The 21621-nt window shown below is 69.4% G+C and carries 24 protein-coding genes, 3 tRNA genes and 1 pseudogene; 16 read left to right on the top strand and 12 right to left on the bottom strand.

Annotated elements, in window-relative coordinates:
- Window positions 1–138 precede the first annotated feature (138 nt).
- Both BN1701_RS27700 and BN1701_RS27695 read left to right on the top strand, forming a co-directional pair.
- Window positions 139–1281, top strand: coding sequence for a sensor histidine kinase (locus BN1701_RS27700; RefSeq protein WP_054053641.1), 1143 nt, complete (start codon window positions 139–141; stop codon window positions 1279–1281).
- The gene (locus BN1701_RS27695; protein ID WP_054053638.1) at window positions 1278–1934 is read left to right on the top strand and encodes a response regulator transcription factor; all 657 of its coding nucleotides are present in this window, start codon (window positions 1278–1280) and stop codon (window positions 1932–1934) included. The genes BN1701_RS27700 and BN1701_RS27695 overlap by 4 nt, the downstream gene beginning before the upstream one ends.
- Window positions 1935–2237: 303 nt before the next feature.
- Here BN1701_RS27695 and BN1701_RS27690 read toward each other — a convergent pair.
- Both BN1701_RS27690 and BN1701_RS27685 read right to left on the bottom strand, forming a co-directional pair.
- Window positions 2238–2313 (bottom strand) — tRNA-Arg (locus tag BN1701_RS27690).
- A 36-nt stretch (window positions 2314–2349) separates the two neighbouring features.
- A tRNA-Ser gene (locus BN1701_RS27685) sits at window positions 2350–2439 on the bottom strand.
- 207 nt (window positions 2440–2646) lie between these two features.
- On the opposite strand from BN1701_RS27685, the gene BN1701_RS27680 reads away from it, so the two are divergent.
- On the top strand, window positions 2647–3414 hold the full coding sequence (locus BN1701_RS27680) for a CoA transferase subunit A (protein WP_054053636.1): 768 nt from the start codon (window positions 2647–2649) through the stop codon (window positions 3412–3414).
- A gap of 2 nt (window positions 3415–3416) precedes the next feature.
- Window positions 3417–4079, top strand: a complete 663-nt coding sequence (locus BN1701_RS27675; protein WP_054053635.1) for a CoA transferase subunit B — start codon at window positions 3417–3419, stop codon at window positions 4077–4079.
- A 28-nt stretch (window positions 4080–4107) separates the two neighbouring features.
- On the opposite strand, the gene BN1701_RS27670 is transcribed toward BN1701_RS27675, so the two are convergent.
- The gene (locus BN1701_RS27670) at window positions 4108–4773 is read right to left on the bottom strand and encodes a dienelactone hydrolase family protein (protein ID WP_054053633.1); all 666 of its coding nucleotides are present in this window, start codon (window positions 4771–4773) and stop codon (window positions 4108–4110) included.
- Between the two features lie 122 nt (window positions 4774–4895).
- Between BN1701_RS27670 and hisC the strand changes: the two genes are divergently transcribed.
- The gene (gene hisC, locus BN1701_RS27665; RefSeq protein ID WP_054053631.1) at window positions 4896–5963 is read left to right on the top strand and encodes a histidinol-phosphate transaminase; all 1068 of its coding nucleotides are present in this window, start codon (window positions 4896–4898) and stop codon (window positions 5961–5963) included.
- A 36-nt stretch (window positions 5964–5999) separates the two neighbouring features.
- On the opposite strand, the gene BN1701_RS27660 is transcribed toward hisC, so the two are convergent.
- Window positions 6000–6749: a sulfite exporter TauE/SafE family protein gene (locus BN1701_RS27660; RefSeq protein WP_054053628.1), complete on the bottom strand. Its 750-nt coding sequence runs from the start codon at window positions 6747–6749 to the stop codon at window positions 6000–6002.
- A gap of 25 nt (window positions 6750–6774) precedes the next feature.
- Window positions 6775–7476, bottom strand: coding sequence for a GntR family transcriptional regulator (locus tag BN1701_RS27655; RefSeq protein ID WP_369800630.1), 702 nt, complete (start codon window positions 7474–7476; stop codon window positions 6775–6777).
- A 130-nt stretch (window positions 7477–7606) separates the two neighbouring features.
- Between BN1701_RS27655 and BN1701_RS27650 the strand changes: the two genes are divergently transcribed.
- The 6 genes and pseudogenes from BN1701_RS27650 to BN1701_RS27635 all read left to right on the top strand — a co-directional run bounded on the left by BN1701_RS27650 (window position 7607) and on the right by BN1701_RS27635 (window position 11230).
- Window positions 7607–8851, top strand: a complete 1245-nt coding sequence (locus tag BN1701_RS27650) for an MFS transporter (RefSeq protein WP_054053626.1) — start codon at window positions 7607–7609, stop codon at window positions 8849–8851.
- An 11-nt stretch (window positions 8852–8862) separates the two neighbouring features.
- The gene (locus BN1701_RS27645) at window positions 8863–9624 is read left to right on the top strand and encodes a putative hydro-lyase (RefSeq protein ID WP_054053623.1); all 762 of its coding nucleotides are present in this window, start codon (window positions 8863–8865) and stop codon (window positions 9622–9624) included.
- Window positions 9625–9626: 2 nt separating this feature from the next.
- Window positions 9627–9776, top strand: a complete 150-nt coding sequence (locus tag BN1701_RS36060) for a hypothetical protein (protein WP_157368252.1) — start codon at window positions 9627–9629, stop codon at window positions 9774–9776.
- Between the two features lie 276 nt (window positions 9777–10052).
- Window positions 10053–10703: a hypothetical protein gene (locus tag BN1701_RS27640; protein ID WP_054053621.1), complete on the top strand. Its 651-nt coding sequence runs from the start codon at window positions 10053–10055 to the stop codon at window positions 10701–10703.
- Between the two features lie 71 nt (window positions 10704–10774).
- Window positions 10775–10882: pseudogene (locus BN1701_RS37610) on the top strand (MarR family transcriptional regulator); the annotation flags it as partial.
- 63 nt (window positions 10883–10945) lie between these two features.
- The gene (locus BN1701_RS27635) at window positions 10946–11230 is read left to right on the top strand and encodes a DUF5313 family protein (protein ID WP_082860092.1); all 285 of its coding nucleotides are present in this window, start codon (window positions 10946–10948) and stop codon (window positions 11228–11230) included.
- A 7-nt stretch (window positions 11231–11237) separates the two neighbouring features.
- Here the strand turns inward: BN1701_RS27635 and BN1701_RS27630 are convergent, their stop codons facing one another.
- The 4 genes from BN1701_RS27630 to BN1701_RS27615 all read right to left on the bottom strand — a co-directional run bounded on the left by BN1701_RS27630 (window position 11238) and on the right by BN1701_RS27615 (window position 12550).
- Window positions 11238–11624 carry a PIN domain-containing protein gene (locus BN1701_RS27630; RefSeq protein ID WP_054053617.1) on the bottom strand — a complete coding sequence of 129 codons (387 nt, stop codon included), beginning with the start codon at window positions 11622–11624 and terminating at the stop codon, window positions 11238–11240.
- Window positions 11621–11896, bottom strand: a complete 276-nt coding sequence (locus tag BN1701_RS27625; RefSeq protein WP_054053615.1) for a hypothetical protein — start codon at window positions 11894–11896, stop codon at window positions 11621–11623. Before BN1701_RS27625 ends, BN1701_RS27630 begins: the two co-directional genes overlap by 4 nt.
- Before the next feature lie 113 nt (window positions 11897–12009).
- Window positions 12010–12094: transfer RNA gene (locus BN1701_RS27620), tRNA-Ser, on the bottom strand.
- Window positions 12095–12124: 30 nt separating this feature from the next.
- A complete protein-coding gene (locus tag BN1701_RS27615; protein ID WP_054056178.1) occupies window positions 12125–12550 on the bottom strand; it encodes a MarR family winged helix-turn-helix transcriptional regulator in 426 nt (141 codons plus the stop codon).
- A gap of 764 nt (window positions 12551–13314) precedes the next feature.
- Between BN1701_RS27615 and BN1701_RS27610 the strand changes: the two genes are divergently transcribed.
- Window positions 13315–14229, top strand: coding sequence for a neutral zinc metallopeptidase (locus BN1701_RS27610; protein ID WP_054053613.1), 915 nt, complete (start codon window positions 13315–13317; stop codon window positions 14227–14229).
- A gap of 61 nt (window positions 14230–14290) precedes the next feature.
- Here BN1701_RS27610 and BN1701_RS27605 read toward each other — a convergent pair whose 3' ends face one another.
- Window positions 14291–15889, bottom strand: coding sequence for a M28 family metallopeptidase (locus BN1701_RS27605; RefSeq protein ID WP_172803334.1), 1599 nt, complete (start codon window positions 15887–15889; stop codon window positions 14291–14293).
- 189 nt (window positions 15890–16078) lie between these two features.
- Between BN1701_RS27605 and BN1701_RS27600 the strand changes: the two genes are divergently transcribed.
- Window positions 16079–17041, top strand: a complete 963-nt coding sequence (locus tag BN1701_RS27600; RefSeq protein ID WP_054053611.1) for an NAD(P)H-quinone oxidoreductase — start codon at window positions 16079–16081, stop codon at window positions 17039–17041.
- A gap of 368 nt (window positions 17042–17409) precedes the next feature.
- Here the strand turns inward: BN1701_RS27600 and BN1701_RS27595 are convergent, their stop codons facing one another.
- Both BN1701_RS27595 and BN1701_RS27590 read right to left on the bottom strand, forming a co-directional pair.
- On the bottom strand, window positions 17410–17829 hold the full coding sequence (locus BN1701_RS27595; RefSeq protein WP_054053609.1) for a hypothetical protein: 420 nt from the start codon (window positions 17827–17829) through the stop codon (window positions 17410–17412).
- Window positions 17826–19028, bottom strand: coding sequence for a cysteine desulfurase-like protein (locus BN1701_RS27590; RefSeq protein WP_054053607.1), 1203 nt, complete (start codon window positions 19026–19028; stop codon window positions 17826–17828). The genes BN1701_RS27595 and BN1701_RS27590 overlap by 4 nt, the downstream gene beginning before the upstream one ends.
- Window positions 19029–19164: 136 nt before the next feature.
- Between BN1701_RS27590 and BN1701_RS27585 the strand changes: the two genes are divergently transcribed.
- From BN1701_RS27585 to BN1701_RS27575, 3 genes are all read left to right on the top strand, one after another.
- On the top strand, window positions 19165–19734 hold the full coding sequence (locus BN1701_RS27585; protein ID WP_054056177.1) for a bacterial proteasome activator family protein: 570 nt from the start codon (window positions 19165–19167) through the stop codon (window positions 19732–19734).
- 67 nt (window positions 19735–19801) lie between these two features.
- Entirely contained in the window at window positions 19802–20671 is an 870-nt protein-coding gene (locus tag BN1701_RS27580; protein ID WP_054053605.1) for a class I SAM-dependent methyltransferase, read from the top strand.
- Between the two features lie 56 nt (window positions 20672–20727).
- On the top strand, window positions 20728–21621 hold the full coding sequence (locus BN1701_RS27575) for an ABC transporter permease (RefSeq protein ID WP_054056176.1): 894 nt from the start codon (window positions 20728–20730) through the stop codon (window positions 21619–21621).

Here is a 21621-nt window from a genome sequence, read left to right as displayed (position 1 = left end):
GATCGGTAGGTCCACGATCTCCGAGCCCGGCGGCTGGCACATCGGCGTCGAGGCCGGACCCGCCTCGTTCGGTGGGAGGAGCGGCGTCTCGTTCTTTCGGTCGGTACCCGACGCCTCGGCGGTCCCTAGGCTGGGTGTGTGATTACCAACGCCCTGAGTTCGCTGTGGGCCGAGCCCCGCGCCACGGACGCTCCCGAACGGGTGTCGCGCGACTGGGTGCTGGTCGGGGTGTTGATGGTGACGGCGCTGCTCGAAGGAACCCTCCGAGAGGACGTCACCTGGCGGCTGGTCGTGACGATCGTGGCGGTCGGGCTCGCGCCGGTGCTGCTGTGGCGGCGTACCCACCCGTTGGTCTGCGTCGTGGTGGGCTTCGGCACCGGTATGGCGTTGGGACTGGCGAGCCTGCTGGGCGGGATCCCGGGCGTGGGCCTGAACACGATGGTCTACATCCTGGTGCTCGTCTACGCGCTGGTCCGCTGGGGCTCAGGGCGCGAGATCGTGATCGGGCTGGCGGTGGTGGCGGTCGCCGCGGTATTCAGCATTGCGACCGACTACACCGGGCCGACCGAGCTCTTCGGCGGGTTCGCCGTCCTGGCGGCGGCGGCGGCGGGCGGAGCGGCGTTCCGCTACCGCGCCGAGAGTTGGCGCCGGGCGTTGGGCCAGATCCGCAGCCAGGAGCGGGTCGGCCTCGCGCGCGAGCTGCACGACATGGTCGCCCACCACGTCTTGGCGATCGTTGTGCAGGCGCAGGCGGGCCGGGCGATGTCCGGGCAGCGACCTGAAGCGGCGCTCGAGGCGCTGGCGGCCATCGAAGGGGAAGCGTCGCGGACGCTCGCGGAGATGCGGGCGATGGTCCGGGTGCTGCGCGACGGAGCGCCTGCGGAGTACGCCCCCCAGCCCGGCGTTGCCGACCTGGTGTCCCTCGCCCGCCGCGACCCGGTCCCGGTCGTCGACGTGGAGTTGCCAGATGACCTGGACGAACTTCCGCTCCAGGTCGACGCGGCGGTCTACCGGCTGGCGCAAGAGGCGCTGACCAACGCCCTGCGGCACGCCCGCAACGCCTCGCGTGTGGAGATCCGGGTCGTAGAGGGCGCGGGAAGGCTGCGACTACGTGTGACCGACGACGGACAGATCGACCCGGCACGGTCGGTGAACCACGGCTTCGGGCTGCTGGGGATGACCGAGCGCGTGCAGCTGCTCGGCGGCACGCTGCGTGCCGGGCCCGCGCCCGAGGGCGGGTGGGCGGTCGACGCCGAACTGCCGACGAAGGTACGCCGATGACGGTGCGCGTGCTGGTGGCCGACGACCAAGATCTGGTGCGCACCGGCCTGTCGATGATCCTTGACGCGCAGCCCGACATCGAGGTCGTCGGCCAGGCCGCCGACGGCCACGCCGCCGTCGAGCTGGCGCATCGGCTCCGCCCCGACGTGTGCCTGGTCGACATCCGGATGCCCGGGCTCGACGGCATCGAGGTGACCGAGCTCCTAGCCGGGCGGGGCGTCCCGGACCCGATGGCGGTGGTGGTGATCACGACCTTCGACCTCGACGAGTACGTCCACGGCGCGCTTCGGGCAGGCGCCCGAGGCTTTCTGCTCAAGGACGCCGGGCCGGAGCTCCTCGTCCAGGCCGTGCATGCCGCCGCCGTCGGCGATGCCCTGATCGCGCCGAACATCACCCGGCGGCTGCTGTCCACCTTGGCCGCCAGGGAACCGTCGAAACGACGTACCCAACCGATCGATCCGCTCACCGACCGCGAGGAGGAGGTGCTGGCGCTGGTCGCCCGTGGCCGCACGAACGCCGAGATCGCCGCCGAGCTATTCATCGGCTTGACGACCGCCAAGACCCACGTCGCCAGCCTGCTGACCAAAATCGGCGCCAGGAACAGGGTCGAGATCGCGATGTGGGCGTACGACACCGGCCGGGTGGGGGACTGAACCGAACCTGACGTGCATGCACGACGACTGGTTCCCGGCAGGGTGGCTGCAGGGCGGCGGCCTGCGCTTGACAGTCGTCCTTGGCGTCGGCAGTGAGCTCAGGCGACGCACCTAAAGTCGACCAGCCAACGACTGGCCAGCGACCGGCGGACGGCGCGGATCTGCGGCCTAGCTGGCTCATTCCTAGGGCACCCAGAGAAACGCTCGGGCACCCAAAGGGGTCCGACAGCGAGAGCAAGCGGAGTGAAAATATCCGAACATAGACGAAACCGCAGCTAGACGAGGTCTCTCTGCGGTTTCGAGTGGTGCGCCCGAAGGGATTCGAACCCCTAACCTTCTGATCCGTAGTCAGATGCTCTATCCGTTGAGCTACGGGCGCGTGTTCAGTTATCACCCAGCGGGCTGGGTGGTACAGCGGAGGCTCCGGGATTTGAACCCGGGATGGGGGGTAACCCCAAACCGCATTAGCAGTGCGGCGCCATAGACCAGACTAGGCGAAGCCTCCCGGGGAGCCCCAAGCCGCTCGGCGGTAAGACTACACAGGGTGGGACGGCCCAAGCAAAACGCCCCCCTGGGGGCAGGGAAACAGCAGGTCAAGGGCCACATAGTCGGTGGACACGAAAGCGTCGCCGGATCGTGGTGTTCGGCCACATAGACACTCCAGCGGCCCCCGCTAGAGTCGAAATCGCCACACCCAGAAGGAGGGGCACACATGGACAAAGTCGTCCGCAGCGCCGCCGATGCGGTCGCCGACATTCCGGACAACGCGAGCCTGGCCGTTGGCGGGTTCGGGTTGTGCGGGATCCCGAGCGTGTTGATCCAGGCGTTGCACGAGACCGGGGTCACCGGGCTGGACGTGGCGTCCAACAACTGTGGGGTCGACGAGTGGGGGCTGGGGCTGCTGCTGCGCGACCGGCGGATCGCTCGGATGACCAGTTCGTATGTCGGGGAGAACAAGGAGTTCGCCCGCCAGTACCTGACCGGTGAGCTGGAGGTCGAGCTGACCCCGCAGGGCACGCTGGCCGAGCGGCTGCGCGCGGGCGGCTCCGGGATTCCCGCGTTCTACACCCGGACCGGGGTGGGCACGCAGGTCGCCGATGGTGGGGTTCCGTGGAAGTACGACACCGAGGGCAACGTCGCGATCGCGTCGCCTGCCAAGGAGGTTCGGGAGTTCGACGGGCTGGACTACGTGCTCGAGCGCGCGATCGTGTGCGACTTCGGCCTGGTCCGCGCCTGGAAGGGGGACCGGCACGGCAACCTCGTGTTCCGGGACTCCGCGCAGAACTTCAACCCGCTGTGCGCGATGGCGGGAAAGATCAGCATCGCCGAGGTGGAGGAGCTGGTCGAACCCGGCGACATCGCCCCCGGTGAGGTCCATTTGCCGGGCATCTTCATCCAGCGGGTCGTCCCGATGACACCCGAGCAAGCCGCCGACAAGCGCATCGAGCGTCGTACCGTCCGTCCGAAGCAGGAGGCCTGACGATGGCACTGACCCGTGAGCAGATGGCCGCGCGCGCCGCCGCCGAGCTGTCCGACGGCTCGTACGTCAACCTGGGCATCGGCCTGCCGACGCTGGTCCCGAACTACGTGTCCGACGACATCGAGATCGTGCTGCAGTCCGAGAACGGCATCCTCGGCGTCGGCGCTTACCCGTTCGAGGGTGAGGAAGACCCCGACCTGATCAACGCGGGCAAGGAAACCGTCACCGTCCGCAAGGGCGCGTCGTACTTCGACTCCGCCACGTCGTTCGGGATGATCCGCGGCGGCAAGGTCGACGCGGCGATCCTGGGCGCGATGCAGGTGTCGAAGGTTGGCGACATCGCCAACTGGATGATCCCCGGCAAGATGGTCAAGGGCATGGGCGGCGCGATGGACCTGGTCCACGGCGCCAAGCACGTTGTCGTGCTGATGGAGCACGTGGCCAAGGACGGCTCCTACAAGATCGTCAACGAGTGCTCGCTGCCCTACACCGGCCTCAAGGTCGCCCAGCGCATCATCACCGACCTCGCGGTCATCGACATCACCGCCGACGGGCTCGTGCTGCGGGAGACCGCGCCGGGCGTCAGCGTCGACGAGGTGCGCGAGAAGACCGAGCCGGAGCTGACCGTGGGCGCCGACATCCTGGAGATGGCTGTCGCGGTCTGACGCCGAAGCACCTGCGCTGGGCGAAAGCTCAGCGCAGGTGTGCGTCGAACCAGTTCAGTGCCCGCTGCCACGCCTCGAAGCCGCCGCTCTCGAAGGCGAAGCGGACCACGTCGGTGGCCACCTTGGCCGCGGCCGCGGCGTCGCGCAGCTTCTCGACCTGGGGTTCGGTGATGTCGTCGCCCTCGGTTCGGTAGAGGCCGAGCCACGGGCAGCGCAGATCGCCGGCGACCTCGATCAGCGCAGGCAGCCCGGCCGACAGCGGCTCGACGATGCCGCCGCCCGCCACCGTGACCGCGGCGCCGATGGTCCGGCTCGCGGCGACCACCAGGGCCACCGCGCCGCCGAGTTCGAAGCCGATGACGCCGATCCGGTCCGGGTTCACCGAGTGCTTGGCCAGCCAGGCGAACGCGATGTCGGTGGCGGCCAGCACGGACTCGCCGGACAGCTCGCTCACCTTGTCTCTGGCGGCCTCGTGGTCGACCTCGGCCGACCCGCCGACGTAGAGGTGCGGGACCACGATGAGCCACCCCTCGGCGGCCAGGCCCGCGACCATGGCGAGCACCGTGTCGGTGATGCCGCGCGCCTCGTGCAGGACCACGAGCCCACCGCGGGTGACACCGTCGGGCTCGGCGTAGGTCAGGCGCAGTTCACGGCCGTCGTCCAGCCGGATGTCCTCGGTATGGGTCTGGGCCATATGTCAACCCAACCACGGGTAGGTGTGTCCTCGTCAACGTGATCACCCGCTCACCCCGGGTGTCGGGATAGGTTCGGACCCAGCGGCAGCGTCGCCGCCACCGTGGAAGACGAGGAGCTCCGATGAGTGTCCGTACCCGCCCCGACCTGGCGGCCCTGCCGGACTACGTCCCGGGCAGGTCCATCCCGGGCGCGATCAAACTCGCCAGCAACGAGGTGTCGCTTGGCCCGCTGCCGAGCGTCGTCGCCGCGATCGCTCAGGCCGCGACCCAGATCAACCGCTACCCCGACAGCGGGTCCGGCGAACTGGTCGCCCAGTTGGCGCGCAAGCTGGAGGTGGCCGCCGACCAGGTGGCCATCGGCTGTGGCTCGGTGACCCTGTGCCAGCAACTGATCCAGGCGACCTGCACCGCCGAGGACGAGGTCATGTTCGGGTGGCGCTCGTTCGAGGCCTACCCGATCCTGACCCAAGTCGTCGGCGCCGCGCAGGCGCGCGTGCCGCTGACCGACGACCATTTCCTCGACCTCGACGCGATGCTCGCGGCCATCACACCCAAGACGCGCCTCATCTACTTCTGCAACCCCAACAACCCCACCGGCACCGCGCACCGCCGCGACGCCGTGGACCGGTTCATCGAGGCCGTGCCGGATGACGTGCTGATCGTCATCGACGAGGCGTACGGCGAGTTCGTCGACGACCCCGAGGTCCCCGACGGCGTGGACGTCGCCAAGGCTGCGTGGGCGGCGGGCCGGGACAATGTGGCGGTCCTGCGCACGTTCTCCAAGGCGTATGGGCTCGCGGGCCTGCGGGTGGGCTACCTGGTGGCGCCCCCGGTGGTCATCGCGGCGGTCAACAAGGCGTTCGTGCCGTTCGCGGTGAACGCCATCGCGCAGGTCGCGGCCATGGCGTCGCTGGAGGCCGAGGACGAGCTGCTGGCCAGGTGCCGCGACATCGTCGGCGAGCGCGGCCGGGTGCGCGCGACGCTCACCGAGTTGGGCTACGACGTGCCAGAGACGCAGGCGAACTTCGTGTGGCTGCCGCTGGGCGAGCGGACGGCGGCGTTCAACGAGCACTGCCTCGGGCAGAAGGTGATCGTTCGCGCGTTCGCGGGCGATGGTGCCCGGGTCACGATCGGCACGCCGGAGGAGAACGACGTGTTCCTCGCGGCGGCGGGGTCGTTCCCCCGCTAGGCGACCGGGTGGCGGCGTGTCCTGGCGGGCACGCCGTCACCTGACCAGAAGTTGAACGATCGCGGTGACACCGACGACGACGATCACCCCGCGCAGCACCGTCGGCGACAGCTTGCGGCCGACCTTCGCGCCGATCATGCCGCCGACGATTGCGCCGCCCGCGATCAGCGCGACCGCGTCCCAGGCGACCTCGGCGACGAAGGCGAAGATCACGCCGGACACGAGGTTGACCACGGCGGCGAGCACGTTCTTGACCGCGTTGATCCGCTGCAGGGTCTCGGTCATCAGGATGCCCATCAGGCCGACCAGCAGAACCCCTTGCGCCGCACCGAAATAGCCGCCGTAGACGCCCGCGGCGAACACGCCCGCGAACAGCGCGACACCGCCGTGCTCGTGGCGTTCCCACTCGGAGAGCTTGCGGGACAGCCACGGCTGCACGACGACCAGGACGAGCGCGAGTCCGATGAGGACCGGCACGATCGTCTCGAACGCGCCGGGCGGCAGGACGAGCAGCAGCACCGCGCCAACGGCCCCGCCGACCAGCGATGCGGTGCCCAGGCGCAGCAGCCGGGGCAACTGGCCCGCCAGTTCGCGGCGGTAGCCGATGGCGCCGGTGACCGATCCGGGGACCAGGCCGAGCGTGTTGGACACGTTGGCCACGACCGGCGGGAAGCCGACGGCCAGCAGCGCGGGGAACGTGACCAGCGTGCCCGAGCCGACGACGGTGTTGATGCCGCCGGCGAACACCCCGGCCAGCACGATCCCGGCGGCCTCCAGTGGCGTCATCGTGTCGTCCTCACGAGACGTGACCCTAGTTGGCCAGTTTCTCGTCTCGCTGCGTAAATGCGTTGAACATCTCATGCTCGGCGTCGTCCAGGTAGGACCGCAGGAGGTCCTCGGCGCCCTTGAGGTCGTTCTTGTTGACCTTCTTGACGATGTCCCGGTTGCGCTTGAGGTAACCCTCGTGCAGCGTCTGCGGGTCGCCCATCTCGTGGAAGCCCAGGCGCAGTTCGGCGCCGACCTGGCGCATCACCTCGTCGAGCCGGGGGCTGCTGACGAGGCCGACGATGGCCTGGTGGAAGCGGATATTGGCGGTGCCGACATCGGTCCACAGGCCGCCGTCGGCGGCCTCCTCACCGCGCTCGACAGCCGCCTGCAGGACCTGCGAGCCGTGCGCGTCGGCGAACTTGATCGCGGCGCACTCCAGGATGCGGCGGACGGTGTAGAGGTCGGCGACGTCGTCGCGGGACAGGCTGCGGACGAAGACGCCGCGGTTGAGCTTGTGCACCAGCAGGCGTTCGTGGGTGAGCAGCCGGAACGCCTCGCGCAGGGTGTTGCGGGAGACGTCGAGCGGGCCCATGAAGGACTCCTCGGTGATCCGCGTACCCGGCGGCAGCGCGCCTTCCATGATCAGGTCACGCAGTGCGGCCGCGGCGACCTCCGCGGCGCTGGAGCGTCCCTGCCCGAGCCTGCGGGCCAACATGCTCGCCCGCTTGACATCCTCCGCCGCCACGCGCCGCCTCCGATCGTTGGATTGTTCAACAAGTGAATCATCCGTTTGTCGGATTGTCATATTGTTGAACAATCCTCACACTCAACAATACGACATGTGAACAAGTGAACAATCCGCCGAAGGGGGAGCCATGACCGTGCCGCGCACCGACCAGGCTGAGACCGGCTGGTACCGATCACTACCGCCCAAGGGCCGCAAGGCCTTCGTCGGCGCGTTCCTGGGCTTCGGCCTCGACTCGTACGACTTCTGGGTGCTGCCGCTCGGCCTGGCCGCCATCGCGGCGAGCTTCGGGCTCACCACCGGCCAGACCGGTCTGCTGTCCACCGCGACCTTGGTGTTCTCAGCGCTGGGCGGCGTCATCGCTGGCGTGCTCGCCGACCGCATCGGCCGCGTCCGCACCCTGATGATCACTGTCGTCACCTACGCCGTGTTCACCGCGCTATGTGGCCTCGCCCAGAACTATGAGCAACTGCTGGCCCTGCGCGCACTGCAAGGCCTCGGCTTCGGCGGCGAATGGGCGACCGGCGCCATCCTCGTCGCCGAGTACACCGCGGCCCGCCACCGCGGCCGGGTCGTCTCGGTGATCCAGAGCTCATGGGCGGTCGGCTGGGGCGCGGCGGTGATCGCCTACACAGTGGTGTTCCACTTCGTCGACGCCGACCTGGCCTGGCGGATCCTGTTCATCACCGGCGCCCTGCCCGCCCTGCTGGTGTTCTACCTGCGCCGCGGCGTCGAGGACGCGCCCGTGTTCACCGAGCAGAAGTCCGCCGCCCGAGGGTCGCTGCGGGCGATCTTCCGCCGCGACCTGATCCGCACCACCGCGTTCGCCGCGCTGCTGGCCACCGGCTGCCAGGGCGGCTACTACACGCTGGCCACCTGGCTGCCCACGTACCTGAGCAAGCAGCGCGGCCTCACCGTGATCGGCACCGGCGGCTACCTCGCCTTCCTCATCACCGGCGCGTTCCTCGGCTACCTGACCGGCGGCCACCTCACCGACCGGATCGGCCGCAAGCCCTCGTTCCAGCTCTTCGCGGTCCTCAGCGCCGTACTCCTGCTGCTCTACACGCAGTTGCCCGCGTCGGCGTCCGGGTATGTGATGTACCTGGGCTTCCCGCTCGGCTTCTGCTCGTCGGCGATCTTCAGCGGGTTCGGCGCCTACCTGGCGGAGCTGTACCCCAGCCGCGCCCGCGGCGCGGGACCCGGCTTCACCTACAACTTCGGCCGCGCGGTCGGCGCCTTCTTCCCCGCCGTCATCGGCCTGCTCGCGGGCAGCTTCGGCATCGGCGGCGCGATGGCCTTCGGCGCGCTCGCCTACGGCCTGGCCATCGTCGCCCTGCTCGGCCTGCCCGAGACCCGCGACCGCGAACTGTCCTAAGTGGAGGAGACATGGACCCGCGAGAAGCCCGCGCGACCTTCCGCACCGGCGTGGCGCGAACCACCTCGGGCCTGGCCGACGGCTACGCCCAGGCCAACCTGATCGCCGTCCCCCGCGCCGACGCCTACGACGTGCTGCTGTTCGCCCAGCGCAACCCGAAATCGTGCCCCTTGCTCGACGTCACCGACCCGGGCGCGACCCGCACCCACCTGGCCGACGCCGACCTGCGCACCGACCTGCCCCGCTACCGCGTCTGGCACGACGGCGACCTGGTCGACGAACCGACCGACGTCACCGACGTCTGGCGCGACGACCTGGTCACGTTCCTGATCGGCTGCAGCTTCACCTTCGAGGCCGCCTTGACCGCGGCCGGGATCCCGATGCGGCACACCGAACAGGGCACGACCGTGCCGATGTTCCGGACGAACAGACCGTGCCGCCCGGCCGGACGGCTCAGTGGTCCGCTCGTGGTGTCGATGCGTCCCATCCCGGCCGCGCTGGTGGCCGCGGCGGTCCAGGTGACCGCCGCACTGCCCGCGGTCCACGGCGCGCCCGTGCACGTCGGCGCCCCGGAAGCGTTGGGAATCAAGGACATCGACCAGCCGGACTACGGCGACGCCGCCGAGGTCCGGCCCGGCGAGATCCCGGTCTTCTGGGCCTGCGGCGTCACCCCGCAGGCCGCCATCGGCGCGCTCCCGTTCGCCATCACCCACGCGCCGGGGCACATGTTCATCACCGACGTCCAGGAGTCCGCTTATCGATCCGGGGGATAGCCATGCCAGACACCGCCGCCTTCGCCATCCTGCTCGCCTGCCTGGCGATCATGTCCGTCCTCGGCAAGGCCCGCGTGCTCGGCGCGCTGGCCGTCACCGGTTTCGTCCTTGGCGCGATCTCCGCCGCCTCGGTGTTCGTCATGATCAGCTGAGAAGGGGCGGTGCCGGCACCGCCCCTTCACTCAGGCCCTTCGGCTGCTCCGGCCAACAGCATGGCAAGGCCGACGACGCTGAGGCCGATGAACACTGGCCCGGTCTCGGCCAACTCATCGTCCCGACGCGGCGCGGGCGGCGACCGTAGCCAGAACGTGAGCCGATCACCACGAAGCAGACAACGGGGAGTAGTCGATTAGTCCGAACAGGTGAGTCGAGATCACGATTTGCCGATGCGGGTAACGCGGCGGCCTCAGCGTGCGGATGCCCAGGGCATGACCTCGTCGCCCCGACCGCTGCCCGCCCGCGTTGCGCTCGGCCTCCTGGCATCGCTGTTCGCCGCGGCCGCGTTCGTCGCGGACGGACCTGCGGGCATGCTGATCGCCTTGGCGCTTCTCGCCCTGGCGATCAGCGCCACCGCGCTGATCGCGGGCCACGCGCGGTGGGCGTTCGTACCGAACCGGGCCAGGGCGACCGGTCTCGCCGCCGTCGCGATCGCGCTGCTGCTCACCGGCGGCGCGCTCCTGCCTGCCAAGCCGATCAGCAGGCTCGCCGCTGTCCCCTCGGCCGCGGGCCCCGCACAGGGCGTCACTGAGTCCCTGACGACGGTGACGTCGATCCCGGTCGCCACCACCACCGTCGCCACGACGACGGTCATCGCCACGACGCCCCCGAGGACCACAACCACGACAACCACCACAACGTCCCGCCCGAAGCCGACCACGACGACGCGCCCCGCCGAAACGCAGCCGGTCACCGCGCCCGCGACAAAGCCGGGCTGCGACGCGTCCTATCCGACGCTGTGCCTGCCGGGCACTGGGCCGGACCTGGACTGCAAGCAGATCCCCCAGCGCCGCTTCCCGGTCCGCCCACCCGACCGCCACCGCTTCGACGACAACGGCGACGGCGTCGGCTGCGAACGCTGACCTGACCTGACCTGACCTGACCTGACGAGCGTCACCCCGTTGACGTGGCCGGGCTGACGTATGGCGGACAAATGGTTGGTGCACAACGTTTCTCGAACGAGGATCCGCTCGCCCTGGAGCGCCAGGTCTGCCTCGCCCTGTCGATCGCGTCGAGGTCCGTGGTCGCCATCGACCGGCCGCATGGACCTCCCGGAGCTGTACCGCCTGCACCAGTCCTTGAGCCGAGTCATCGAGGCAGCGAAATGACCAAACCGTCCGCACCTAGACGCTTGTGGCACCTACTCGGCGGCCGCCTCCCCATGAGCTATCGCGAGTGGGTGTTCGCCGACGCGACCGGTCCAAAGTGGATAATGTGGTTCACCGTGCGCGCAATACTTCGGGCACTGCCCCTGTCAGCGGCGATCACCTTGACCCTGACCCTCGGCTACCTGGCGGGCGCCGCCGAACAGGCCCGCAAACAGCGCACCGCCGCCCGCGACGTCGCCCAGCAGGCCGGCTACAACGCGGCCTGGCGCGAGTCCGCCTGACCTCGTATCACACCTTGATGATCGTGACCGACTGACCACAAAGCACAGCCAGGTCCTCAGGATCTGAGGTCAAGATCGTTGTTGGCCCCGTAGCCGCAAGTGCGGTAGCCGCGAGCATTGCATCGATGGCGTATTTGTGGCCGTGGCGTCCCGCCCGCTCCAGCAGGATTCCGGCCTGTCGCGCGACTTCGGAGGTGACGGCTTCCACCACCACCCGCGAAAGCACCCAGTCAAGCGACGGTCGGTTGATTCGGGGATGAATCACTTCGACCAACGTCGCCGCGCTCGTGACAACCCGTTCATCCTCCGCACGAGCCGCCGCCAACCACGCGGTGAGTTCGCGGTCACGAAGAACGGCCTTGGCGAGGCCTTCACTGTCCAGAATCAGCGTCACGCGGCGCCCGGGTGGTGCCGCTCACGAGCGGCGGCCAACTGCTTCCGTTTGGCCGATATCTCCTCCGGAGTGAGCGCGCCGTGCTCAGCCTCGGCCGCGACGATCAACTCGTCAAGATTGTCTCGCTCGATCTGACGCTGGACGGCGGCCTCGATGTACGCGGACACGCCGCGCTTGCCAACGCGGCCACGCACAGCACCGATCGTGCCGCTGTGCATGGACACCGAAACAGCCGTCATCGGCCCCTCGCCCGGCACCACATGATCAGCCATGCGTCCAGTCTAACAAATCTTCTAACAATCGACGAGCTGTGCGCACTGGGCACGTTGTGGCGCTCCCCGACGAACCGACTGCAAGCAAGGCCACAAGTGTGTGAGCTTTGTTGCGGAGGCGGAGGGATTTGAACCCCCGGACGGTTGCCCGTCTTCCGCTTTCAAGGCGGATGCATTCGGCCGCTCTGCCACGCCTCCCGTGACCGTCAGCCTAGCCAAGTCGGGAAGTCAGCCGAGGTCCAGGTGCTCGATCACGCGCTCGAAGAGGGCGGCTACGGCCTTTTGTTCCTCTGGGGTCATGAGATCGACCAAGTGGGCGCGGACGCCGGTGACGTGGGTCGGGGCGGCGGCGCGGAGGGTGTCCATGCCTTTTTGGGTCAGTTCGGCTACGACGCCGCGGGCGTCGTCGGGGCAGTCCGCGCGTTTGACCAGGCCTGCTTTTTCCAGGCGGGAGATCTGGTGGGACAGCCTGCTCTTGGACGAGGCGACCTGGCCCGCGAGCTGGCTCATGCGCATCTGCCAGCCCTCGCATTCGGACAGGCGCACGAGGACCTCGTAGTCGGGCAGGGCGATCCCGTCGCTGTCCTGGAGCTCACGGTTGAGCTGCTGGCGCAGCAGCTCGCTGGCGATGACGTAGGCGCGCCAGGCGCGCATCTCGTCTGGGTCCAGCCAGTGGGGGTCCTCGGTCACGCCGAACAGGTTACGGGCAGAGGCCGACGAAACCCCAGGTCCAGCCGAGAATCACGCCGCGCGACCGGGGTAACCCGATCGACGGGCCCGCTGCCGGGTGCGGCGGTGACGCGGGCCACCCGGTCCGCTTCGGACAGTGAAATCGAATTTCACCAGTTCAGGACGGGCGCTGGGGGTTGTAACGACCATGTGATGGGGGCAACATGGGTAGCGACGGTTGGCCCAAGTGGACCCGAGGTGCTACCCCGGATGCGCCAGGTCGCCGAGGTCGACCGAGAGAGGGTAGGTGGTGCCGTGGCGGAGCAGCTATCTCCAGTAGTGGCCAGCGGCACGCCGCGACCCCGCGGCTGAGGCGACAGCATCGACCCAGTCGTGACTGTGAGCGGCGAATCGCCGGATGATGGTGAGATCTCGTGCGTGACAGCACCTGCCCGGAATGGGCAGCGCGGTTCCCCTCAGGAGCCGCGAGGATCGCAACGAGCGTGCTGAAGGTCTGGCACCTCGACCGCCGTTGAGCTTTGCGTCGGACGTGTCTCCAGACCGCCCAGCAGGGCTCCGCGCCTGCCGGTTCGCCAGCGGCCACTACGTCATCGTGAGGAACCTGGGTGCGGCAGCCCGACGGCGCCGCACCCAGGCGCATGTCCGGCCTGCCGCGGCCGCTGGAGCCGGCTATCGTTTGACCCGAACCGGGGGCGGCGTGCCTTCGACGGTCCGACGCGGAGTGGCCAGTGGAGTTCAACGACGACGTAGCCCTGGATACGTCCCAGGTACAGGACATGCGGGGCTCGGGCGGCGGCGGGGTCGGCGGCCGGGTGGCGCTCGGCGGCGGCGGGCTCGGCATCGTCGGCATGATCATCTACTTCTTGCTCTCCCAGCTCGGCGGCGTGCCTGCGGGCGCCCCGCTGAGCACCAACGACGTCGGCACCGGGCAGAGCGTGTCCAGCTCCGACCTGTCCAAGGAGTGCCGGACGGGCAAGGACGCCAACACCAAGCAGGACTGCGCGCTCGTCGCGGTCATCAACTCCATCCAGGGCTACTGGACCGACACGTTCGCGCGTTCCGGCAGCACCTATCAGGCCGCGCCGACCATCTTCTTCACCGACGGGGTCAACACCGCCTGCGGCAGCGCGACCTCCGACGTCGGCCCGTTCTACTGCCCCGCCGACCAGAAGGCCTACATCGACCTGCGGTTCTTCAAGGAACTGCAGACCCGCTTCGGCGCCCAGGGCGGCACGTTCGCCGAGGCCTACGTCCTGGCCCACGAGTACGGCCACCACGTGCAGAACCTGCTGGGCACCTCGGACCGGGTGCGCCGCGGCAGCGGGCCGACCTCCGACGCGGTGCGGCTGGAGCTGCAGGCCGACTGCTACGCGGGCGTCTGGGCCAACCACGCCACCACGGTGCCCACCTCCAGCGGCAAGCCGCTGATCAAGTCGATCTCGCAGGACGACGTCAACCGCGCCCTCGACGTCGCCGCCCGCATCGGCGACGACTTCATCCAGGAGAACCTGGGCGGCGGGCAGGTCGACGAGAGCCAGTTCACCCACGGCTCGTCCAAGCAGCGTGAGCGCTGGTTCACCGCTGGCCTGAACACCGGCGACCCGGCCCAGTGCGACACGTTCAGCGCCCGCGACCTGGGCTGATCCCGAACAAAGAAACAACCCCTGCGGCCGAGGCCGCAGGGGTTGTTCTCGTTATGACTGCTTACGCGGCAGGCAGGTTGGAGTGGATGCAGCCAACCTCGTCGGTGCCCGCGACGTGCGACGCGTGCGCCGCGGCGTCCTCTTCGGCCATCTGGACGCGCATCATGCGAGTCTGCGCGGCCCGCACCTCGGCGCGCTTGACGCGCGGCGGGATGCCGTTGACGTCCTCGGTGCTGATCGCGTAGGACGCGGTCACCCAGGCGAGGGCGTCGGAGTTGCGGTCGAGCGCGGTGCGGTTGACGTTGCCCAGGTTGTCGCACTTCTGGTGGTAGCACTTGTCGTAGGCGACGTTCGCCTGGCCGCCCCAGAGGTCGGCCTGGGCCTGGGTCTTGATGCCCTCGGCGCCGGTGAACAGGCCACCGGCCGGGATGCCGACGGCGATGAAGCGGCCGTAGTCCGAACGACCCGAGAAGTCGGTGCCCTGCGTCGGGGTGCCGGTGGCGCCCAGGAAGTTGACGAAGGCCTGCTCGATCTGGGCGGAGCCGTACGGGCCGGGGCCCGCGCCGACGGCGTCGGAGTCGTCACCGTCGTAGACGAAGTAGGCCGCGTTCGGCGAGCCGATCATGTCGAAGTTCAGGTAGAGGGCGATGTCGACCTGCTGCTCGAAGGTCAGCGAGTCGACGTACCTGGTCGAGCCGACCAGACCCAGTTCCTCGGCGCTCCACCACGCGAACCGCACGGCGTTGCTGACCTTGGGGGAGCTGCCCATCTGCAGGGCGGTCTCCAGCAGGCCCGCGGAGCCGGTGCCGTTGTCGCTGATGCCCGCGCCCTGCAGGACGCTGTCGAGGTGGGCGCCCGCCATGACGACGTTGTCCTTGCGGCCGGTCTTGGTCTCCGCGATGACGTTGTAGGAGGTGCGCTCCTCACGCAGCGCGCGCAGCTCCAGGGTGGCCGTGCCGCCGGACGCGGCCAGTGCCAGGCCGTCGGCCTTGGTGATGCCGCCGGTGGGCAGCTTCGCCGCAGCCGGGTCGCTCAGGGTGCCGTTGAGCGGGCCGTCGGTGTTGTTGTAGATGACCGTGCCCACCGCGCCCGCCTCGAAGGCGACGGCCTGCTTCTGGGCGAAGGTGCAGCCGCCGCGCGAGACCAGGGCGATCTTGCCGGTGGCGCCGACGGACGCGTAGTCCGCGATCTCACAGCCCGGGGTGGTGTCGCCCGCCAGCGGCACGACGGCCAGGGGCGCGGTGACGCCGCCGACCGAGGTGGAGAGGCTGTAAGTCATGATCGAGATCGGCACCGCGGTGCCGCCAGCGGTCAGCTTCTCGGCCAGGGTCTGGGTGAAGGTGAACGGGAACTCGTGCCGGGTGACGTCGAAACCGGCGCCCTTGAGCTTGGCCTCGACGTATTCGGCCGACTTGTTGTAACCGGGGGTGCCCGCGCCGCGGGTGCCGCCGTTGGCGTCGGAGATGCGCTGGAGGGCGATCAGGTGACGGTTGACTCCCGCTCCCGTGACCTTCTTGACGAGGTTCCGCGCGAGCGCGGGGCCGTCCGGCAATTCGGCAGACGCGTTCGGCGCCGCCGATGACGGAATAGTGGTGAACGCCAAAGCGCCGGTGGCCGCAAGGATGGCGGCTCCGACGCGGAGCGTCTTGCTTGTGGGCATGCAGGTCCCCTTGCTCATGGAATGGATGCCAACCGGTGACCGCCCCGACGCGATCGCTACTCCGGCGTGAGACACCCTCACCTGCGAAGGCTTTCTGGTCAATAGCTGTTCATCATCAACTGCGCACAAGTTCACACGGACAGACGAGAAACGCCGCGGCCGCCGGGGGCGAGCGCTACGGTCGTCCACATGCGAGCGATCACGGTCAGCGAACCGGGCGGCCCGGAGGTCATGGCGTGGACACGGGTCCCCGATCCCACGCCCGGACCGGGTGAGGTGCTGGTCCGTGTCGCGGCCACCGCGGTCAACCGCGCCGACCTCTTGCAGCGCAAAGGCTTCTATCCGCCGCCGCCGGGCACGACCGACACGATCGGACTGGAGTGCTCCGGCACCGTCGCCGCGGTCGGCGCGGGCGTGTCGAAGTGGACGGTCGGGGACGAGGTGTGCGCGCTGCTCGCTGGCGGCGGCTACGCCGAATTGGTGAGCGCTCCGGCCGAACAGCTCATGCCCATTCCCGAAGGTATCGACTTGGTGACGGCCGCGGCGCTCCCAGAGGTGTCGTGCACCGTTTGGTCGAACGTTATGCGGGCCGCCCGGCTCACCGAGGGTGAGACCCTGCTCGTGCACGGCGGCGGCAGCGGGATCGGCACCCACGCCATCCAGATCGGCAAAGCCTTCGGCGCGCGCGTCGCGGTGACCGCGGGCTCGGCCGAACGGGTGCGCCAATGCCTCGACCTGGGCGCCGACATCGCGCTGAACTACCGCGCGGAGGAATTCGAGAAACTCGTCCAGGCCGACGTCATCCTGGACAACATGGGCGCGAAATACCTCGCCCGCAATGTCACGGCCCTCAACCGCGGCGGCAGGCTGGTGATCATCGGCATGCAGGGCGGCGTCAGCGCGGACCTGAACATCGGCGCGCTGCTGGCCAAGAACGCTTGGGTGACGGCGACGAGCCTGCGGTATCGGCCGGTCGAGGAGAAGGGCGCGATCGTGGCGGACGTCGTGGGGAACGTGTGGCCGCTGATCGAGGCGGGGAAGGTGCGGCCGGTGGTGCACGAGGTGCTGCCGATCGAACGCGTCGGCGACGCGCACCGGATGCTGGACGAGGGCGGCGTTTTCGGCAAACTCGTTCTGACCGTGGGCGCCTGACGCCAGTGCCTGGCAGGCGGTCGCGATTCGCCAGGAGTTCGGCTGGACCGCGCGCCGACCGGGTTCTCCGGCGCGTGCGGCGCGAATTCGTCACGCTCGGCGTCGAGGAAGACCTGGGCCGCGACGGCATTCGGGAAGCTGATCGTCGCGCCGCATCTGGCGGCGAGGCATCGTCGAACAGACAGACTCACTTAGCGACGCACCGACGGGCAACCTGATTTTCGCCGCCGAGGAGCGGTAGCAAACAGCCCCCACCCACCTCGGGGGGACGGCCCTTGGCCAGTCTATCGGGGGCAGGTGTCAGTTTTGGGTGGTGGACAGGGGTGTGTGGATAACCGGCGCGGCCTGTGGATAACCGGGGGCTTCGATTAGAAGCGCTCGCCGGGGGCGCCTTCGGAGAAGAAGATCAGTTTCGCGCGGGCGTTGGCCAGAAGCGCGGCGGCGACCACGGTTGGCACGCTGCGGCGACGACTCAGGCGGGTGGCTTCCGCGCTGGTGATGAGGCGGGGGCGGATGCTGCGGGCGAGGACGTCCGCGTCCTCCTCGTCGGACCAGCGCAGGTCGCCGCCGCACCATTCCACGACCCAGGGCGTGCCGCGCGTCAGCAAGGCGGCGACCTCGTCTGGTTCCAGCCACGCGGCTTCGACCTGCCACAGCTCGCCTGCGCGGTCGTGGAGGGTGGCGCCGCGGACGGTTCGGCGGAGCGGGGCTGGGGTCGGGCGGGTAGGCGTGGGCAGGTGAGCCAGGATGTCGGCGAATCCGGTCTTGGCCTTGCGGCGGGCACTCACGGGCGCAGGGTGCCGACGGCGTGGACCAGTTGGTCGACCTCGACCGAGTTCGTGTAGTGGGCCAGGCCGATGCGGACGGCTCCCCCGACCTCCCCCACCCCCAAGGTGGCGAAGACGCCGCTGGGGGTGTCGTCGGCGAAGGCGCAGATGCCGTGGTCGGCCAGGTGGGCGACGGCGTCGGCGGCTTTCACGTCGGCGACGGTGAAGGCCAGGGTCGGGATGCGGCGCATGGCATCGCCGATGACCATGACGTGGCGGTGGGTTCGCAGGTCGCCGATGAGGCGGGAGAGCAGGCCCGCCTGGTAGGACTTGGCCGAGCTGAGTGAGGTCTGGAGGCGTTCGCGGCGGGTGCCGGTGGCGGCGTCGTCGAGGATGGCCAGGTAGTCGACGGAGGCGACCAGGCCCGCGAGCATCGGGTAGGCGTGCTGGCCGAGTTCGAGCCGCTCAGGGCCGATCGCGCGCGGGTCGAGCGAGGCCGCGGGGAGGCGGTCGAGCACGGCCGGGTCGGCGAAGGCCAGGGCCGCGACGGCGGGGCCGCCCCAGGCGTGGGCGGACACGGCGACCACGTCGGCGCCGACCGTATTGATGTCGAACGGGACGAACGGGGCCGACGACGACGCGTCGACCACCACGAAGGCGCCCGCCGCCTTGGCCAGGTCGGCGATCTTGTTCAGGTCCGGGCGGGTGCCGACCGCGCCGGAGGCGGCGGTGACCGCGACGACCTTGGTGCGGTGGGAGATCAGGTTCTCGTACTGCCAAGCGGGTAGTTCACAGGTCTCGATGTCGATCTCGGCCCAGCGCACCGTGGCGCCCGCGCGCTGGGCGACCCGCAGCCACGGCGCGGTGTTGGCCTGGTGATCCAGCCGGGACAGGGTGACCTCGTCGCCGATGAGCCAGCTGTCGCCGAGGGACTCGGCGAGGCGCGCGAGCAGGACGGCGGTGTTCGGGCCGAGCACCACCCCGGCCGGGTCGCAGCCGACCACGTCGGCCACGGCGCGCCGGGCGGCGTCGACGATGGCGTCGGCGCGCTGGGAGGCCGGGAAGGGGCCGCCGGGGCCGGACACGGGGGCCCGCAGCGCGGTCGACACGGCGGTCGCGACCTGCTCGGGCACCTGCATCCCGGCGGGCGAGTCCAGGTGCACCCAACCGTCACCGAGCGCGGGGAACAGCCCGCGGATCCGCGCGACGTCGAAGGCCATGGCCACACCGTACGCACGCTGGACGGCCGACGTTTAGTGGGGCGGGGCAGCGGATACCCTCGCAGACGTGACTTCGGTGGACTCCCCGTGGGAGATGCCCTTCGCACCGATTCCGATCTGGCCCAGGACGGAGCCCATGACCCAGCCAAGCAACACCCCCGACGGCAGCGACATCAACGGCGGTGACGACCAGGCCCACACGGTCATGGTGGTCGGACCAGACGGCTCCCCCCTCGGCGCCGCCCGCATCCCGGAGTCCGGCGCCGGGCCGAGCGAGTCGGTCGGCGACATGGTGGAGCAGCCCGCCAAGGTCATGCGGATCGGCACGATGATCAAGCAGTTGCTTGAGGAGGTGCGCGCGGCACCGCTGGACGAGGCCAGCCGCAACCGCCTCCGCGAGATCCACCACCGCTCGATCGCCGAGTTGGAGGACGGCCTGGCCCCCGAGCTGCGTGAGGAGCTGGAGCGACTGTCGCTGCCCTTCACCGAGGGCACCACCCCGTCCGACGCCGAGCTGCGGATCGCGCAGGCTCAGCTGGTCGGCTGGCTGGAGGGTCTGTTCCACGGGATCCAGACGGCGCTGTTCGCCCAGCAGATGGCGGCCAGGGTCCAGCTGGAGCAGATGCGCCGGGGTCTTCCCCCTGGTGTCGGCCCTGCCGACGGCACCGACGGCGCGGGCCCGCGGGGCACCGGACAGTATCTGTGACGTGACTTACTCACTGGGGCGCTCTGGCCGTATCCTTCGCTGAATTTTGCTCGGAGAGGAGCCCTGGATGCTCGACAAGGTGCGCGAAGTCTTGCGGACCGACGACCTCAAGCGGTCGCTGCGCGACAAGCTGGTCAACGCCGTGGAGGAGGTCGTCTCCCGGCACCACCGGGAGACGACCGCCGAGATCGACGCGCTGCGGGCCGAGGTCGGGCGACTGCGGGAGGAACTCGGCAGGCAGACCGAGCGCACCGCCGACCGGGTCATCGAGCGCGTCTCCGACTTCGAGCACCGGGCCCGGCGGGACATGTTCTACGCCGCCGAGCGCGACGCCGCCGCCGACAGCAGCCGGTTCGCCAACGAGACCATGCCCCAGGCCGCCCAGTTCACCCACCCGCACCAGACGCTCGAACACGGCCTCACGCTGGCCCCGGCGGGCGGGCTGGCGCTGGAGTTCGGCGTCTTCACCGGCACCACCCTCAAGATCATCGCCACCGCCCGCGGCGGCGAGGGTGTCTACGGGTTCGACTCGTTCGAGGGCCTGCCGTCGGACTGGCGCGCGGGCTACCCGGCCGGGGCGTTCCGCACCGACGGCCTGCCCGAGGTGCCCGGCGCCGAACTGGTCGTCGGCTGGTTCGACGACACCCTGCCCGGCTTCCTCGCCGCGCACCCCGGCCCGGTGGACTTCCTGCACGTCGACGGCGACCTCTACAGCTCGGCCAAGACCGTGCTGGAGCTGGTCGGGCCGCGGCTGCGGACCGGCAGCGTCATCGTGTTCGACGAGTTCTTCAACTACGCGGGCTGGCGCGAGCACGAGTTCAAGGCGTGGCTGGAGTACGTCGCCGCCACGGGTGTCGAATTCCAGTACGAGGCGTACACGACCGACAATGAGCAGGTCGTGGTCCGTATCACCGGGACGGACCGCCCGGCTGGGTGAACGAACCCGGCCCGACGGTAGTCTCGTATCCCGTGCAAACAACGCTGACCGAGGAGATGCCCGTGCCAGTGGTGGCGCACGCCGGGCGCACTTTCAGCCGTGCGGTCGATGATCTACGGCAAGGCTTCCACCAGCGCGAGCTGTGGGGGCACCTCGGCTGGCAGGACATCAAGCAGCGGTACCGCCGGTCGGTGATCGGTCCGCTCTGGATCACCCTGAGCATGGCCGTCACCGCGGCGGGCCTGGGCCTGCTGTACTCGCAGCTGTTCGGGACGCCGATCGGCACGTTCCTGCCGTATCTGACCGTCGGGTTCATCGTCTGGAACTTCATGCTCGGCTGCATGACCGAGGGCGCCGAGACGTTCATCGCCAACGAGGGGCTGATCAAGCACCTCCCCGCGCCGCTGACGGTCTACGCGCTGCGCACCGTGTGGCGCCTGACGCTGATGTTCGCGCACAACCTGCTGGTCTACGCGATCGTCCTGGCGATCTTCTTCCCGGATCTGGTCAAGGACGGGTACCTGCTCAGCGACAAGGGCCTCCCCCAGCCAGGTCTGGACTGGACGATCGTGCTGTCCGTCCCCGCCTTCGCACTGATCGCGCTGAACGGCACTTGGGTGGCGCTGCTGTTCGGCATCATCAGCACCCGCTACCGCGACATCCCGCAGGTGATCGGCGCGCTGACGCAGCTGCTGTTCTTCATGACCCCGATCGTGTGGCCGGTCGACATCCTGACCAAGCGCCTCGGCGAGGAGGGCGGCAACTGGGTGGTGCTGCTGGTCGAGCTGAACCCGCTGTACCACTTCATTGAGATCCTGCGCGCGCCGCTGATCGGCAGCACGCAGAGTTGGCACCACTGGGCCGTGGTGGGTGGCATCACGATTGTCGGCTGGGCGTTGGCCCTCGTCGCGATGCGCAACTACCGTGCGCGTATTTCCTACTGGGTCTAG

The organism is Alloactinosynnema sp. L-07 (assembly GCF_900070365.1).
GTDB lineage: Bacteria > Actinomycetota > Actinomycetes > Mycobacteriales > Pseudonocardiaceae > Actinokineospora.
This window is presented reverse-complemented; position numbering and strand designations above follow the sequence as displayed.

What these genes read in the sequence shown, in the direction of transcription:
- BN1701_RS27590 (WP_054053607.1), bottom strand. Translation starts at nt 19,028, where the DNA reads ATGGCCTTCGACGTCGCGCGGATCCGCGGGCTGTTCCCCGCGCTCGGT.
- BN1701_RS27650 (WP_054053626.1), top strand. Translation starts at nt 7,607, where the DNA reads ATGACCGTGCCGCGCACCGACCAGGCTGAGACCGGCTGGTACCGATCA.
- BN1701_RS27680 (WP_054053636.1), top strand. Translation starts at nt 2,647, where the DNA reads ATGGACAAAGTCGTCCGCAGCGCCGCCGATGCGGTCGCCGACATTCCG.
- BN1701_RS27675 (WP_054053635.1), top strand. Translation starts at nt 3,417, where the DNA reads ATGGCACTGACCCGTGAGCAGATGGCCGCGCGCGCCGCCGCCGAGCTG.
- BN1701_RS27670 (WP_054053633.1), bottom strand. Translation starts at nt 4,773, where the DNA reads ATGGCCCAGACCCATACCGAGGACATCCGGCTGGACGACGGCCGTGAA.
- BN1701_RS27625 (WP_054053615.1), bottom strand. Translation starts at nt 11,896, where the DNA reads ATGGCTGATCATGTGGTGCCGGGCGAGGGGCCGATGACGGCTGTTTCG.
- BN1701_RS27580 (WP_054053605.1), top strand. Translation starts at nt 19,802, where the DNA reads ATGCTCGACAAGGTGCGCGAAGTCTTGCGGACCGACGACCTCAAGCGG.
- BN1701_RS36060 (WP_157368252.1), top strand. Translation starts at nt 9,627, where the DNA reads ATGCCAGACACCGCCGCCTTCGCCATCCTGCTCGCCTGCCTGGCGATC.
- BN1701_RS27635 (WP_082860092.1), top strand. Translation starts at nt 10,946, where the DNA reads ATGACCAAACCGTCCGCACCTAGACGCTTGTGGCACCTACTCGGCGGC.
- BN1701_RS27615 (WP_054056178.1), bottom strand. Translation starts at nt 12,550, where the DNA reads ATGCGCGCCTGGCGCGCCTACGTCATCGCCAGCGAGCTGCTGCGCCAG.
- BN1701_RS27640 (WP_054053621.1), top strand. Translation starts at nt 10,053, where the DNA reads ATGACCTCGTCGCCCCGACCGCTGCCCGCCCGCGTTGCGCTCGGCCTC.
- BN1701_RS27695 (WP_054053638.1), top strand. Translation starts at nt 1,278, where the DNA reads ATGACGGTGCGCGTGCTGGTGGCCGACGACCAAGATCTGGTGCGCACC.
- BN1701_RS27585 (WP_054056177.1), top strand. Translation starts at nt 19,165, where the DNA reads ATGACCCAGCCAAGCAACACCCCCGACGGCAGCGACATCAACGGCGGT.
- BN1701_RS27645 (WP_054053623.1), top strand. Translation starts at nt 8,863, where the DNA reads ATGGACCCGCGAGAAGCCCGCGCGACCTTCCGCACCGGCGTGGCGCGA.
- hisC (WP_054053631.1), top strand. Translation starts at nt 4,896, where the DNA reads ATGAGTGTCCGTACCCGCCCCGACCTGGCGGCCCTGCCGGACTACGTC.
- BN1701_RS27605 (WP_172803334.1), bottom strand. Translation starts at nt 15,889, where the DNA reads ATGCCCACAAGCAAGACGCTCCGCGTCGGAGCCGCCATCCTTGCGGCC.
- BN1701_RS27660 (WP_054053628.1), bottom strand. Translation starts at nt 6,749, where the DNA reads ATGACGCCACTGGAGGCCGCCGGGATCGTGCTGGCCGGGGTGTTCGCC.
- BN1701_RS27575 (WP_054056176.1), top strand. Translation starts at nt 20,728, where the DNA reads ATGCCCGTGCCAGTGGTGGCGCACGCCGGGCGCACTTTCAGCCGTGCG.
- BN1701_RS27600 (WP_054053611.1), top strand. Translation starts at nt 16,079, where the DNA reads ATGCGAGCGATCACGGTCAGCGAACCGGGCGGCCCGGAGGTCATGGCG.